Genomic DNA, 13,273 nt, shown 5'->3' on the forward strand with positions numbered 1-13,273 from the left:
TTACACGACAGACGGCCTGCGATGACACGCAATCTTCAATTGTAGGTGCATGTCGGCGAGTGCTTCGACAGGCTCAGCAACCCGAGGGTCCCTGAGCCTGTCGAAGGGTCACGCCTGTGCGTCTTCCGAGCGGAACGGGAAGCCGAGGTGACGGAGCAGTGCCCGACCCTCGTCATCCGTCTTCGCGGTGGTGACGACGGTGATGTCGAAACCGCGAACCCGGTCGATCTTGTCCTGATCGATCTCGTGGAACACGCTCTGCTCCTGGAGACCGAAGGTGTAGTTGCCGTTGCCGTCGAACTGCTTGCCCGAGAGACCGCGGAAGTCGCGGATACGGGGCAGTGCCAGCGACACGAGACGGTCAACGAACTCCCACGCGCGGTCACCGCGGAGGGTGACGTGCGCGCCGATGGCCTGGCCCTCACGCAGCTTGAACTGCGCGATGGACTTGCGGGCCTTCGTGACGATCGGCTTCTGGCCGGTGATCTTGGTGAGGTCGTCGACCGCACCATCGATCACCTTGCTGTCGCGAGCTGCCTCGCCGACACCGGTGTTCACGACGACCTTGACCAGTCCGGGGATCTGCATGACGTTCGCGTAGCCGAACTCTTCCTGCAGAGCCTTCTTGATCTCGCTGTTGTACTTCTGCTTCAGGCGCGGCTGGATCTTGCCAGCCGGCGCGGCAGTGTCGGTGCTCATCAGAGGTCCTTACCGCTCTTCTTCGCGTACCGCACGCGGACGGTGCGCTTGACGCCGTCCTTGGTCTGCTCCTCGACCCGGTGGCCGACCTTGGTCGGCTTCTTGGTCGAGGGGTCGACGAGTGCGACGTTCGAGATGTGGATGGAGGCTTCGACGGTCTCGATGCCTCCGGTCTTGGTGCCACGCTGCGTCTGTCCGACGCGGGTGTGCTTGGTGACGTAGTTCACGCCTTCGACGATCACGCGGTTCTTGTCGCCGAGCACGTCGAGGACCTTGCCCTGCTTGCCACGGTCGCCGCCACGCTCCTGCGTGGCACCGGTGATGACCTGAACCAGGTCACCCTTCTTGATCTTCGCCATGATTAGATGACCTCCGGCGCCAGCGAGACGATCTTCATGAACTTCTTGTCACGAAGCTCACGACCGACCGGCCCGAAGATACGGGTGCCGCGGGGCTCCCCGTCGTTCTTCAGGATCACTGCGGCGTTCTCGTCGAACTTGATGTAGGAGCCGTCCGGACGACGGACCTCCTTCTTGGTGCGGACGATGACCGCCTTGACGACGTCGCCCTTCTTCACGTTGCCACCGGGGATCGCGTCCTTGACGGTCGCGACGATGGTGTCGCCGAGACCGGCGTAACGACGCTTCGAGCCACCGAGGACGCGAATCGTGAGGAGCTCCTTGGCGCCGGTGTTGTCGGCGACCTTGAGTCGGGATTCCTGCTGAATCACTTGGCCTTCTCCAGAATCTCCACCAGGCGCCAGCGCTTCGTGGCGCTCAGCGGGCGGGTCTCGTTGATCAGGACCAGGTCGCCGATGCCGGCGGAGTTCGCCTCATCGTGCGCCTTGACCTTCGAGGTGCGGCGGATGACCTTGCCGTAAAGCGGGTGCTTCACGCGGTCCTCGACCTCGACCACGATGGTCTTGTCCATCTTGTCGCTGACGACGTAGCCGCGACGTGCCTTGCGGTAACCGCGGGCAGCGGAGTCGCGGACGTCGTGCTCGGACGACTCGTGTCCTGCGGCCTGCGTCTCCACAGTCGCTTCCTTCTTGGTGGCCATCACTCAGCCTCTTCCTTCACGGCGTCGTCGGCGGAGTCCGCCTTCTTCGCCTTCGACTTGGTCGCCTTCTTCGCGGGGACCTCGACCGGAGCGGGCGTCGCACGGATGCCCAGCTCACGTTCGCGGATCACCGTGTAGAGACGCGCGATGTCGCGCTTGACGGCGCGGATGCGGCCGTGGCTCTCCAGCTGGCCGGTGGCCGACTGGAAACGGAGGTTGAACAGCTCCTCCTTGGCCTTGCGCAGCTCCTCGACGAGGCGCTGGTCTTCGAATGTATCGAGCTCTGCCGGGGCGAGCTCCTTGGTGCCGATCGCCATTACGCGTCGCCCTCCTCGCGCTTGATGATGCGTGCCTTGAGAGGCAGCTTGTGAATTGCACGGGTCAGAGCTTCGCGTGCGAGCTCCTCGTCGACACCCGCGACCTCGAAGAGGACACGGCCCGGCTTGACGTTGGCGACCCACCACTCGGGGGAACCCTTACCGGAACCCATGCGGGTCTCAGCAGGCTTCTTCGTGAGCGGACGGTCGGGGTAGATGTTGATCCACACCTTTCCACCACGCTTGATGTGACGGGTCATCGCGATACGAGCGGACTCGATCTGACGGTTCGTCACGTAAGCGGGGGTCAGAGCCTGGATACCGTACTCGCCGAAGGAGACCTTCGTGCCGCCGGTTGCCTGGCCCGAGCGACCCGGGTGGTGCTGCTTGCGGAACTTGACCTTACGGGGGATGAGCATTATGCCGACGCTCCTTCTGCGACAGGTGCCTCGTTGCGCGGGGCACGGCGGCGGTCGCCACCACGGTCGTCACGACGAGCCTTGGGTGCGTTTGCCTGCTCGCGAGCGAGCTCCTTGGCGGTCAGGTCGCCCTTGTAGATCCAGACCTTCACACCGATACGGCCGAAGGTGGTCTTCGCCTCGTAGAAGCCGTAGTCGATGTTCGCGCGAAGCGTGTGCAGCGGCACACGACCCTCGCGGTAGAACTCCGAACGGCTCATCTCGGCGCCGCCGAGGCGGCCGGAGACCTGGATGCGGATGCCCTTGGCGCCGGCGCGCTGAGCGCCCTGCAGACCCTTGCGCATCGCACGACGGAACGCCACACGAGCAGAGAGCTGCTCGGCGATGCCCTGTGCGACGAGCTGAGCGTCAGCCTCGGGGTTCTTGACCTCGAGGATGTTCAGCTGGATCTGCTTGCCCGAGAGCTTCTCGAGGTCGCCGCGGATGCGCTCGGCCTCGGCGCCACGACGACCGATCACGATGCCCGGACGGGCGGTGTGGATGTCGACGCGGACGCGGTCACGGGTGCGCTCGATCTCGATGTTCGAGACACCGGCGCGGTCGAGCTGCGTCTTGAGCAGGTTGCGGATCTTGATGTCCTCGGCGACGTAGTCGGCGTAACGCTGACCCGGCTTCGTCGAGTCAGAGAACCAACGCGAGACGTGGTCCGTCGTGATGCCGAGACGGAAGCCGTACGGGTTTACCTTCTGTCCCATTACTTGCTCGCCTTCTTGTTGCTGTCGCCCGTGGCGGCCGGAGCTGCCTCAGGCGTCGAGAGCACGACCGTGATGTGGCTCGTGCGCTTCTTGATCTGGAAAGCGCGACCCTGTGCACGGGGCTGGAAACGCTTGAGCGTGGTGCCCTCGTCGACGTACGCGTTGGCCACGTACAGGTCCTTCTCGTCGAGGAACTCGCCGTCGCGATCTGCCTTGACCTGCGCGTTGGCCATGGCCGACGCGACAAGCTTGTAGATCGGCTCACTGGCGCTCTGCTGCGCGAACTTCAGGATCGCCAGAGCCTCCTGGGCCTGCTTGCCCTTGATGAGCGCGACGACACGACGAGCCTTCTGAGGGGTCACGCGGATGTGTCGCACGCGTGCGATCGATTCGACCATTAGCGGCGCCGCCCCTTCTTGTCGTCCTTCTCGTGGCCGCGGAAGGTGCGGGTGGGCGCGAACTCGCCCAGCTTGTGACCGACCATGGTCTCGGACACGAACACAGGGATGTGCTTGCGTCCGTCGTGGACCGCGATCGTGTGACCCAGCATGGCCGGGATGATCATGGACCGACGGGACCAGGTCTTGATGACGTTCTTGGTGCCGGCTTCGTTCTGCACGACCACCTTGCGAAGCAGGTGATCGTCGACGAAGGGGCCCTTCTTAAGACTGCGAGGCATCTTCTCTTACTCCTACTTACGCTTCTTGCCGGCGTTACGACGACGCACGATGTACTTGTCGCTTTCCTTGTTGGCGTGACGGGTACGACCCTCAGCCTGGCCCCACGGGGAGACGGGGTGACGACCACCAGAGGTCTTACCCTCACCACCACCGTGCGGGTGATCCACCGGGTTCATCGCGACACCACGCACGGTCGGGCGGACGCCCTTCCAGCGCATGCGGCCGGCCTTACCCCAGTTGATGTTCGACTGCTCGGCGTTGCCGACCTCGCCGATGGTCGCGCGGCAGCGCGCATCGACGTTGCGGATCTCGCCCGAGGGGAGACGCAGCTGGGCGAAGTTGCCGTCCTTGGCGACGAGGCGGACGGAAGCACCGGCCGAACGTGCCATCTTCGCGCCGCCACCGGGGCGGAGCTCGATCGCGTGGATGACGGTACCCGTGGGGATGTTCTTCAGCGGGAGGTTGTTACCCGGCTTGATGTCAGCCCCGGCACCCGACTCGACGACGTCGCCCTGCTTCAGCTTCGCCGGAGCGAGGATGTAGCGCTTCTCACCGTCGAAGTAGTGCAGCAGCGCGATGCGCGCGGTGCGGTTGGGGTCGTACTCGATGTGAGCGACCTTGGCGTTGACGCCGTCCTTGTCGTTACGACGGAAGTCGATGACGCGGTACTGGCGCTTGTGGCCACCACCGATGTGACGGGTCGTGATGCGGCCCTGGTTGTTGCGACCACCGGTCTTCGAGAGCGGGCGCAGCAGCGACTTCTCCGGCGTCGATCGAGTGATCTCGGCGAAGTCAGCCACCGACGAGCCGCGACGGCCCGGGGTCGTGGGCTTGTACTTGCGAATAGCCATTATTGTCCTTATCCCCCGGATCAGCCGATTGCCGTGAAGATGTCGATGGTGCCCGACTTCAGGGTGACGATGGCGCGCTTGGTGTCCTTGCGCTTGCCGGTGCCGAAGCGGGTGCGGCGAGCCTTGCCGACGCGGTTGAGGGTGTTGACCCCTGCGACCTTGACGCCGAAGATCTTCTCGATGGCGAGCTTGATCTCGGTCTTCGAAGCGCGCGGGTCGACGAGGAAGGTGTACTTTCCTTCATCGATGAGCCCGTAGCTCTTCTCGGACACGACCGGCTTCAGGATGATGTCGCGCGGGTCCTTGTTCAGGGCCGTCTGGAGAACAGATGCCTGCTCGCTCATGCGGAGACCTCCTGGTTGGCGCCGGACTTGGAGGCGATGAAGCCCTCGAGCGCGGCCTGGGTGAAGACGATGTCGTCGGAGACGAGCACGTCGTATGCGTTGAGCTGGTCGAACGTCAGCACGTGCAGGTTCGACAGGTTGCGGATGCTCTTCAGCGTCACGTCGTCGTTGCGCTCGATCACGACGAGCACGTTCTTCGACGAGACGACGTTGGTGAGGAAGTTCACCGCGGTCTTCGTCGAGGGCGTGCCGTCGATCCCGAAGGATTCGATGGCGTGGATGCGGTCACCGCGGAAGCGGTCGCTGAGCGCGCCCAGCAGGGCGGCGGCGATCATCTTCTTGGGGGTGCGCTGCGAGTAGTCACGCGGCTTCGGGCCGTGGACGATGCCACCACCGGTCATGTGCGGCGCGCGGATGGAACCCTGACGGGCGTTACCCGTGCCCTTCTGCTTGAAGGGCTTGCGGCCGGCACCGGAGACCTCGCCACGACGCTTGGTCGAGTGCGTGCCCTGGCGAGCCGCCGCGAGCTGCGCGACGACGACCTGGTGGATGAGCGGGATGTTCGTCTTGGCGTCGAACAGCGCGGCGGGAAGCTCGATGGAGCTTGCCTTCTTGCCGTCTGCCTTGAGGACGTCGAGCGCGAGAGTGGAGTCAGCCATGTTCAGGCACCCTTCACTGCGTTGCGGACATAGACGATGCGGCCACGAGCACCGGGGACGGCGCCCTTGACGAGCAGCAGACCCTTCTCGATGTCGACGGCGTGCACCGTGAGGTTGAGGACGGTCACACGCTCGCCACCCATACGGCCGGCCATGCGCATGCCCTTGAAGACGCGGCTCGGGGTCGACGATGCGCCGATCGAGCCGGGCTTGCGGTGGTTGCGGTGCGAACCGTGCGAAGCCGAGACGCCCTTGAAGTTGTGACGCTTCATGACACCGGCGAAGCCCTTGCCCTTGCTCGTGCCGACGACGTCGACGAGCTGGCCGGCTTCGAAGGTGCCGTCGACCGTGAGCTCCTGGCCCAGGCTGTAGTCGCCGGCGTCCGCGGTGCGGATCTCCGTGACGTGACGACGCGGCGTGACGCCGGCTGCCTCGAAGTGAGCCGTGAGGGGCTTGTTCACCTTGCGCGGGTCGATCTGGCCGTACGCGATCTGCACGGCGTTGTAGCCGTCCTTCTCGGGCGTACGAATCTGCGTGACCACGTTCGAGGCGAGCTCGATGACGGTGACGGGAACGAGCTTGCCGCTCTCGTTCCAGACCTGGGTCATACCGAGCTTCGTGCCCAGCATGCCCTTGGAAATCTTGGAGTTGATGTCAACCATGTCCGACCTCAGAGCTTGATCTCGATGTTGACATCGGCAGGCAGGTCGAGACGCATCAGCGAGTCGACGGCCTTGGGCGTCGGGTCGACGATGTCGATCAGACGCTTGTGGGTGCGCATCTCGAAGTGCTCGCGGCTGTCCTTGTACTTGTGCGGCGACCGGATGACGCACACGACGTTCTTCTCGGTCGGAAGGGGCACGGGTCCGACGACGGTCGCACCCGCACGGGTCACGGTGTCGACGATCTTGCGTGCGGACGTGTCGATGACCTCGTGGTCATACGACTTCAGGCGAATGCGGATCTTCTGTCCCGCCATTGTCTGCTCTCTCTCTTTAGGCGTCATACCGTCCGGGACCGGGTGGCCCTGGGGCATTGGACGCACGTCGGCGCTGTTCGCGCCTCGGCACGAGAACGGCTCTCTCGAGTCGATCTGCTGCACCACTGTTCTTCTGTCAGCCGGACGCCGCGAGGCGACCGGATGCCCGACCTCCGCCGCGCACGGCGAACCCCTCGGTGAGAAGGGTGTCGGGGTGTGTGTTCTGCTACCCGCGGCCTAGAACCCTGCAGCCCCCATGAGGAACCGCCGTCTATGCACTGCCCTGGCAGTGATCCGGCGCACGCACAGCGGCGACGGAATATCGAACCTGTCTATTCTGCCACGGCTGATTTCACTTCTGCAAACCCGGGCGTGTCGCGCCTCTCGGAGAGCCGGTGACGGACGTCGAAATCCGGGTCAGAAGGAGGGAGATAGCGGGGCGAGGCATCCCCATGCCTCGCCCCGCTTGGGGAGGGCGTTCAGTGCGAGGGGGCACACCGAACGCGAGTAGCCCGGCGTGAAGGGACGCCGAACTCCTCGTTCGAGGGCGCGGCGGAAGACCCGCCGCGCAGGCAGGGTGACGCTCAGGCGCACAGAGTGCGCGCGTCGCACGATGATCCCCAAGATCGCTTATCCCCAGTTTCAACGCGGAAAGCCCGCGTGCTTCGGGAAACCGAACCCCTTCGGCTTCCCCGACCGCAAGATCCCCAGGCGGTCGAGACGATCCTACTCGATACATCTGCGAATCCGCCACATTTGACGACCACCAGATCGAACGGGGCGTGCCTCTGTATACGAAAGCGGCGATCCACCGGGTGGTGGATCGCCGCTCGAAGAGTGCGGGGCTGTTACTCGTTGCCGACGGACTTGTCCGCGCTGTCCCGGATCTCGTCGATCTTGTCGGCGGCACCCGGAGCGATCTTCTTCGCGAAGTCCGCGACGCCATCGAGGACCTTGTCGCTGATGTCCTCGGCCTGGTCGCTCTTGACGGCCTCGGCGATCTTGTCCTTGTTCTGCTCGTAGAGGTCTTTGCCCTTGTTCACCGCGTCATCGATACCCATGTGAATCCCCTTCTCAGGTGTGCGTCGACGAAGAGGCCGACGAGATCATTGTGCACGTCTTGGCGCGCGGAGGAAACTCCCGACACGATACAAAACACAGAGGGGCCGGACCCGAAGGTCCGACCCCTCTGTGAGGAAGCAGGTACTTACTTGACGATCTTCGTGACCGTACCGGCGCCGACGGTGCGTCCACCCTCACGGATGGCGAAGCCGAGGCCCTCCTCCATGGCGATCGGCTGGATCAGCTCGACCGTCATGTCGGTGGTGTCGCCGGGCATGACCATCTCGGTGCCCTCGGGCAGCGAGATGACGCCGGTGACGTCGGTGGTGCGGAAGTAGAACTGCGGGCGGTAGTTCGTGTAGAAGGGGTTGTGACGCCCACCCTCGTCCTTGGACAGGATGTACGCGGTGCCCTCGAAGTCGGTGTGCGGCGTGACCGAACCCGGCTTGACGATGACCTGACCGCGCTCGACGTCCTCACGCTTCGTGCCACGGAGCAGGAGACCACAGTTCTCGCCGGCCCAGGCCTCGTCGAGCTGCTTGTGGAACATCTCGATACCCGTGACCGTGGTCTTGACGGTCGGACGGAGTCCGACGATCTCGACCTCGGAGTTGATGGCCAGCGTGCCACGCTCGGCGCGACCCGTGACGACGGTTCCACGACCGGTGATCGTGAAGACGTCCTCGACGGGCATCAGGAACGGCTTGTCACGGTCACGCTCCGGGTCCGGAACGCTGTCGTCGACAGCCTGCATGAGGTCCAGGATCGCCTGGGTCCACTTCTCGTCGCCCTCGAGAGCCTTGAGAGCCGAGACGCGGACGACAGGAGCGTCCTCGTCGAAGCCCTGGGCTGCGAGCAGCTCGCGAACCTCGAGCTCGACGAGCTCCAGGATCTCCTCGTCGTCGACCATGTCCGACTTGTTCAGCGCGACCAGCAGGTACGGCACGCCGACCTGCTTGGCGAGCAGCACGTGCTCACGCGTCTGAGCCATCGGGCCGTCGGTGGCGGCGACCACGAGGATCGCGCCGTCCATCTGAGCAGCACCGGTGATCATGTTCTTGACGTAGTCGGCGTGGCCGGGGGCGTCGACGTGAGCGTAGTGGCGCTTGGGGGTCTCGTACTCGATGTGCGAGATGTTGATGGTGATTCCACGCTGGCGCTCTTCCGGCGCCGAGTCGATGGAAGCGAAGTCACGCTGCACGTTGGTGTCGGACGGGAACTTGTCAGCAAGCACCTTCGAGATCGCTGCGGAGAGCGTGGTCTTGCCGTGGTCAACGTGACCGATGGTTCCGATGTTGACGTGCGGCTTGGTCCGCTCGAACTTGGCCTTAGCCACTGGGTCCTCCTCAGGACGTCGTTGTAAAGGTGACCGGGCACTGGTTTGCGACCGGTTCTCTACGGGTTTAGGTTCTCAGTTTAGTAGAGAGGGAATGTGAAGTTGTAGGGGACCTGGGAACCCCGCAGCGCTTCGCCGTGCTCGGCGCCGCGGGGTACCCAGAAGGGCGATTACTCGCCCTTGGTCTTCTGGACGATCTCGTCGGCCACAGCGCGGGGAACCTCAGCGTAGCTGTGGAACTCCATGGAGTAGACGGCACGACCCGAGGTCTTCGAGCGCAGGTCGCCGATGTACCCGAACATCTCGGACAGCGGAACCTGAGCGCGGACGACCTTGACGCCGGCGGCGTCTTCCATCGACTGGATCTGGCCACGACGCGAGTTCAAGTCACCGATGACGTCGCCCATGTACTCCTCAGGAGTACGGACCTCGACGGCCATCAGCGGCTCGAGCAGCACGGCGTTGGCACGGCGTGCGGCCTCCTTGAAGCCCATGGAACCCGCGATCTTGAACGCCATCTCCGAGGAGTCGACGTCGTGAGCCGCACCATCGGTGATGGTTGCCTTGACGCCCACCATCGGGTAGCCCGCGAGGACTCCGACGTTCATCGCGTCCTGGAAACCGGCATCGATCGAGCCGATGTACTCACGAGGGATGCGACCACCGGTGACGGCGTTCACGAACTCGTAGGTCTTCTCGGAGTCCAGGTCCATCGGCTCGATGGTGAACTGGATCTTCGCGAACTGGCCGGAGCCACCGGTCTGCTTCTTGTGCGTGTAGTCGTGCTTCTCGACGATCTTCTTGATCGTCTCGCGGTACGCCACCTGGGGCTTGCCGACGTTGGCCTCGACGTTGAACTCGCGCTTCATGCGGTCGACGAGGATGTCGAGGTGCAGTTCGCCCATGCCCTTGATGGTCGTCTGACCGGTCTCCGGGTTGAGCTCGGTGCGGAAGGTCGGGTCCTCTTCAGCGAGCTTCTGGATGGCGACACCCAGCTTCTCCTGGTCGGCCTTGGTCTTCGGCTCGATCGCGACCTCGATGACGGGCTCGGGGAACGTCATCGACTCGAGGACGACCGGAGACGCCGGGTCGGTGAGGGTGTCACCCGTGGTGGTGTCCTTCAGACCGATGACCGCGTAGATGTTGCCGGCGGTGACCGAGGGAACCGGGATCTCCTTGTTGGCGTGCATCTGGAAGATCTTCCCGATGCGCTCCTTCTTGTTCTTGGTCGAGTTGATGACCGGAGAACCGGAGTCGAGGTGACCCGAGTAGACGCGGACGTAGGTGAGGCGACCGAAGAACGGGTGCACGGCGACCTTGAACGCGAGAGCTGCGAACGGGTCATTCGCGTCGGGGTGACGCTCGATGATCGTGTCGTAGTCCTTGGGGTCGTGTGCCTCGATCGAGCCCACGTCGAGCGGGTTCGGGAGGTAGTCGACGACCGCGTCGAGCATCGGCTGGACACCGCGGTTCTTGAACGCGGAACCACACAGCACCGGGTAGATCTCCGAGGCGACGGTCAGCTTGCGGATCGCGCCCTTGATCTCGGCGACCGTGAGCTCTTCGCCACCGAAGAACTTCTCGAGCAGCGCGTCGTCGGTCTCGGCGACGGTCTCGAGGAGCTGCTGCCGGTAATCGGCCGCCTTCTCCTTGAGGTCTTCCGGGATCTCCTGGATCTCGTAGGAGGCGCCCATGGTGACGTCACCCTTGGAGTCTCCGGCCCACACCAGCGCGCGCATCTCGACCAGGTCGATGACGCCGACGAAGTCGTTCTCCGCGCCGATGGGCAGCTGGATGACGAGGGGCTTCGCGCCCAGACGGTTGATGATGGTGTCGACGGTGAAGTAGAAGTCCGCGCCGAGCTTGTCCATCTTGTTGACGAAGCAGATGCGGGGAACGTTGTACTTGTCGGCCTGACGCCACACGGTCTCGGACTGGGGCTCGACGCCCTCCTTGCCGTCGAAGACGGCGACGGCACCGTCGAGGACGCGGAGCGAACGCTCCACCTCGACCGTGAAGTCCACGTGACCGGGGGTGTCGATGATGTTGATCTGGTTCTTGTTCCAGAAGCAGGTCACGGCGGCAGACGTGATCGTGATGCCGCGCTCCTTCTCCTGCTCCATCCAGTCGGTGGTCGAGGCGCCATCGTGCGTCTCGCCGAGCTTGTGGTTGACGCCCGTGTAGAACAGGATGCGCTCGGTCGTCGTGGTCTTGCCGGCATCGATGTGCGCCATGATGCCGATGTTGCGGACCTTGCTCAGGTCCGTGAGCACGTCTTGTGCCACAGGAGTGTCCTTATCTTTTGGAGCAGTCGTACTGCGAAGAGGGGGTGCCCGCCCCTCGGCGAGTGGCCGAGGGGCGGGCGAAGCTGTTTACCAGCGGTAGTGAGCGAACGCGCGGTTCGACTCGGCCATCTTGTGAGTGTCCTCGCGGCGCTTGACCGCGGCACCCAGGCCGTTCGACGCGTCGAGGATCTCGTTCTGGAGACGCTCGGTCATCGTCTTCTCACGACGGCCCTTGGCGTAGCTGACGAGCCAGCGCAGCGCGAGAGTGTTCGCACGGTGCGGCTTGACCTCGATCGGCACCTGGTAGGTCGAGCCACCGACGCGGCGGCTGCGGACCTCGAGGGTGGGGCGCACGTTGTCGAGCGCCTTCTTGAGGGTGGCGACAGCATCCTGGCCGCCGTTCTTCGCCTCGACGCCGCGGAGGGCGCCGTAGACGATCGACTCGGCCAGCGACTTCTTGCCGTCAACGAGGATCTTGTTCACCAGCGAGGTGACGATCGGAGCGCCGTATACCGGGTCGTTGACGACGGGGCGCTTAGGGGCGGGACCCTTACGAGGCATCTAACTCAACCCTTCTTCGCGCCGTAGCGGGAACGAGCCTGCTTACGGTTCTTGACTGCCTGGGTGTCCAGGGCGCCACGGACGATCTTGTAACGCACACCGGGGAGGTCCTTCACACGACCGCCGCGCACGAGCACCAGCGAGTGCTCCTGCAGGTTGTGGCCCTCACCGGGGATGTACGCGGTGACCTCGGTGCCGTTGCGAAGCTTCACACGGGCGACCTTGCGCATCGCCGAGTTCGGCTTCTTCGGGGTGGTGGTGTAGACGCGGGTGCAGACCCCGGCCTGCTGCGGGTTCGACTTCAGGGCTGGCGTCTTGGTCTTGGTGACCTTCGGCGAGCGACCCTTGCGAACCAACTGCTGAATGGTTGGCACGTTCTCTCCTCATAGTGCTGCACGGTGACAGCGTGATGGGTTTCACATCATGCCCCACCGGCACGCCGGAATCGACGAGCTTTTGGTGTGGTGGGTATGCCGTGGGGGCGGACCGGCATGGTGCCGACGCCCAGTGCGCACGTCAAGACGTGCACACACATGATCAAGTGTAATGCCGCGTAACGTGGCGGTCAAATGAGCCCAGGTGCCGGGCGCCGGTGGGGCCAGCGCCCGGGGTCACGGCACGTCGGGGTCGAACGGCGAGTCCAGAGACTCCGTCAACTCGGCGAGCAGTGCCTCGATCTGCGGTTCGACGTGCTGGGAGATGGCGGCCTGGATGTGGATCCGATGGCGCAGCAGGATGCCGCAGATCTCTCGCCCGACCATGTTGGCGTACTCGTCGGCGAGGGCGACCTCCTGCCGGAGGGCGATCTTGGCTTCCTCGGTGAGAGGCGGCAGCGCCGGGAGCTCTGCGGCCGAGTCGTCGGCGAGCCCGGCGATGGTGAACAGGAACGGCGCGCCGGGAACCGGCTCGGGGTCGAGCGGGAGGCCGTCGAACTCCGGATCGAGGTCTTCGGCAGGGCGGTAGCTGCGGGCACGATTGCGGGCCGCCTGCTGATCGAGCTCGCGCTGCAGCATGGGGAGATTCCGGGCCGTGTAGTCCGCGACGGCGTGGTCGACGATGGTCTTGATGCGTGTCGAGAGTCCGTGCTGCACGCCGTGCGGGGTGTTCGCGCCGATTCCCGCCGCCGAGAGGATCGGTGATCCCAGACAGCGGCGGCATGGCGCGACGCGACCGCGGTGGGTCGCCGGCTCCCAGCGCGGCACCCAGCGCAACCAGGTCTCGACGGCCTGGTCGACCTGCGTCTCCAATGAGCGCTCCACCCCACCAG

At 64.5% G+C, this 13,273-nt stretch carries 20 protein-coding genes; all 20 read right to left on the minus strand.

Annotated features, from left to right (window positions below; all coding sequences use genetic code 11):
- Positions 1–108 precede the first annotated feature (108 nt).
- Positions 109–699, minus strand: coding sequence for a 50S ribosomal protein L5 (rplE, locus tag HCX50_RS11025; protein WP_091029536.1), 591 nt, complete (start codon positions 697–699; stop codon positions 109–111).
- Positions 699–1,058: a 50S ribosomal protein L24 gene (gene rplX / locus HCX50_RS11030; protein WP_029260922.1), complete on the minus strand. Its 360-nt coding sequence runs from the start codon at positions 1,056–1,058 to the stop codon at positions 699–701. The genes rplE and rplX overlap by 1 nt, the downstream gene beginning before the upstream one ends.
- A 2-nt stretch (positions 1,059–1,060) precedes the next feature.
- Positions 1,061–1,429 (minus strand): 50S ribosomal protein L14, encoded by a 369-nt coding sequence (gene rplN, locus HCX50_RS11035; protein WP_017201583.1) that lies wholly within the window; start codon positions 1,427–1,429, stop codon positions 1,061–1,063.
- On the minus strand, positions 1,426–1,758 hold the full coding sequence (gene rpsQ, locus HCX50_RS20045; protein WP_021201120.1) for a 30S ribosomal protein S17: 333 nt from the start codon (positions 1,756–1,758) through the stop codon (positions 1,426–1,428). Before rpsQ ends, rplN begins: the two co-directional genes overlap by 4 nt.
- On the minus strand, positions 1,758–2,075 hold the full coding sequence (gene rpmC / locus HCX50_RS20050) for a 50S ribosomal protein L29 (protein ID WP_045278747.1): 318 nt from the start codon (positions 2,073–2,075) through the stop codon (positions 1,758–1,760). The genes rpsQ and rpmC overlap by 1 nt, the downstream gene beginning before the upstream one ends.
- On the minus strand, positions 2,075–2,494 hold the full coding sequence (gene rplP, locus HCX50_RS11050) for a 50S ribosomal protein L16 (protein ID WP_017829203.1): 420 nt from the start codon (positions 2,492–2,494) through the stop codon (positions 2,075–2,077). Before rplP ends, rpmC begins: the two co-directional genes overlap by 1 nt.
- Positions 2,494–3,249, minus strand: coding sequence for a 30S ribosomal protein S3 (rpsC, locus tag HCX50_RS11055; protein ID WP_017201587.1), 756 nt, complete (start codon positions 3,247–3,249; stop codon positions 2,494–2,496). The genes rplP and rpsC overlap by 1 nt, the downstream gene beginning before the upstream one ends.
- A complete protein-coding gene (rplV, locus tag HCX50_RS11060; protein ID WP_091029532.1) occupies positions 3,249–3,647 on the minus strand; it encodes a 50S ribosomal protein L22 in 399 nt (132 codons plus the stop codon). The genes rpsC and rplV overlap by 1 nt, the downstream gene beginning before the upstream one ends.
- Positions 3,647–3,928: a 30S ribosomal protein S19 gene (rpsS, locus tag HCX50_RS11065; RefSeq protein ID WP_017829205.1), complete on the minus strand. Its 282-nt coding sequence runs from the start codon at positions 3,926–3,928 to the stop codon at positions 3,647–3,649. Before rpsS ends, rplV begins: the two co-directional genes overlap by 1 nt.
- A 12-nt stretch (positions 3,929–3,940) precedes the next feature.
- Positions 3,941–4,780, minus strand: a complete 840-nt coding sequence (rplB, locus tag HCX50_RS11070) for a 50S ribosomal protein L2 (RefSeq protein ID WP_091029529.1) — start codon at positions 4,778–4,780, stop codon at positions 3,941–3,943.
- A 20-nt stretch (positions 4,781–4,800) separates the two neighbouring features.
- Positions 4,801–5,124, minus strand: coding sequence for a 50S ribosomal protein L23 (gene rplW, locus HCX50_RS11075; RefSeq protein WP_017829206.1), 324 nt, complete (start codon positions 5,122–5,124; stop codon positions 4,801–4,803).
- The gene (gene rplD, locus HCX50_RS11080; protein ID WP_091029526.1) at positions 5,121–5,783 is read right to left on the minus strand and encodes a 50S ribosomal protein L4; all 663 of its coding nucleotides are present in this window, start codon (positions 5,781–5,783) and stop codon (positions 5,121–5,123) included. The genes rplW and rplD overlap by 4 nt, the downstream gene beginning before the upstream one ends.
- A gap of 2 nt (positions 5,784–5,785) precedes the next feature.
- Positions 5,786–6,445: a 50S ribosomal protein L3 gene (rplC, locus tag HCX50_RS11085; RefSeq protein ID WP_056312872.1), complete on the minus strand. Its 660-nt coding sequence runs from the start codon at positions 6,443–6,445 to the stop codon at positions 5,786–5,788.
- Positions 6,446–6,453: 8 nt separating this feature from the next.
- Positions 6,454–6,762 (minus strand): 30S ribosomal protein S10, encoded by a 309-nt coding sequence (rpsJ, locus tag HCX50_RS11090; RefSeq protein ID WP_017201594.1) that lies wholly within the window; start codon positions 6,760–6,762, stop codon positions 6,454–6,456.
- 848 nt (positions 6,763–7,610) lie between these two features.
- On the minus strand, positions 7,611–7,823 hold the full coding sequence (locus HCX50_RS11095) for a hypothetical protein (RefSeq protein ID WP_091029523.1): 213 nt from the start codon (positions 7,821–7,823) through the stop codon (positions 7,611–7,613).
- A gap of 146 nt (positions 7,824–7,969) precedes the next feature.
- Positions 7,970–9,160, minus strand: coding sequence for an elongation factor Tu (gene tuf, locus HCX50_RS11100; RefSeq protein ID WP_028502475.1), 1,191 nt, complete (start codon positions 9,158–9,160; stop codon positions 7,970–7,972).
- Between the two features lie 170 nt (positions 9,161–9,330).
- On the minus strand, positions 9,331–11,445 hold the full coding sequence (gene fusA / locus HCX50_RS11105) for an elongation factor G (RefSeq protein WP_091029519.1): 2,115 nt from the start codon (positions 11,443–11,445) through the stop codon (positions 9,331–9,333).
- Positions 11,446–11,532: 87 nt separating this feature from the next.
- Positions 11,533–12,006, minus strand: a complete 474-nt coding sequence (gene rpsG, locus HCX50_RS11110; RefSeq protein ID WP_028502477.1) for a 30S ribosomal protein S7 — start codon at positions 12,004–12,006, stop codon at positions 11,533–11,535.
- Positions 12,007–12,011: 5 nt separating this feature from the next.
- Complete coding sequence (gene rpsL, locus HCX50_RS11115; RefSeq protein WP_028502478.1) at positions 12,012–12,380, minus strand: 30S ribosomal protein S12; 369 nt, start codon at positions 12,378–12,380, stop codon at positions 12,012–12,014.
- A gap of 237 nt (positions 12,381–12,617) precedes the next feature.
- On the minus strand, positions 12,618–13,265 hold the full coding sequence (locus HCX50_RS11120; RefSeq protein WP_208617610.1) for a spermidine/putrescine ABC transporter substrate-binding protein: 648 nt from the start codon (positions 13,263–13,265) through the stop codon (positions 12,618–12,620).
- Between the last annotated feature and the right edge of the window lie 8 nt (positions 13,266–13,273).

Origin of the sequence: Microbacterium sp. B19(2022) (assembly GCF_012030385.1) — a bacterium.
GTDB classification, from domain to species: Bacteria; Actinomycetota; Actinomycetes; order Actinomycetales; family Microbacteriaceae; genus Microbacterium; species Microbacterium oxydans_B.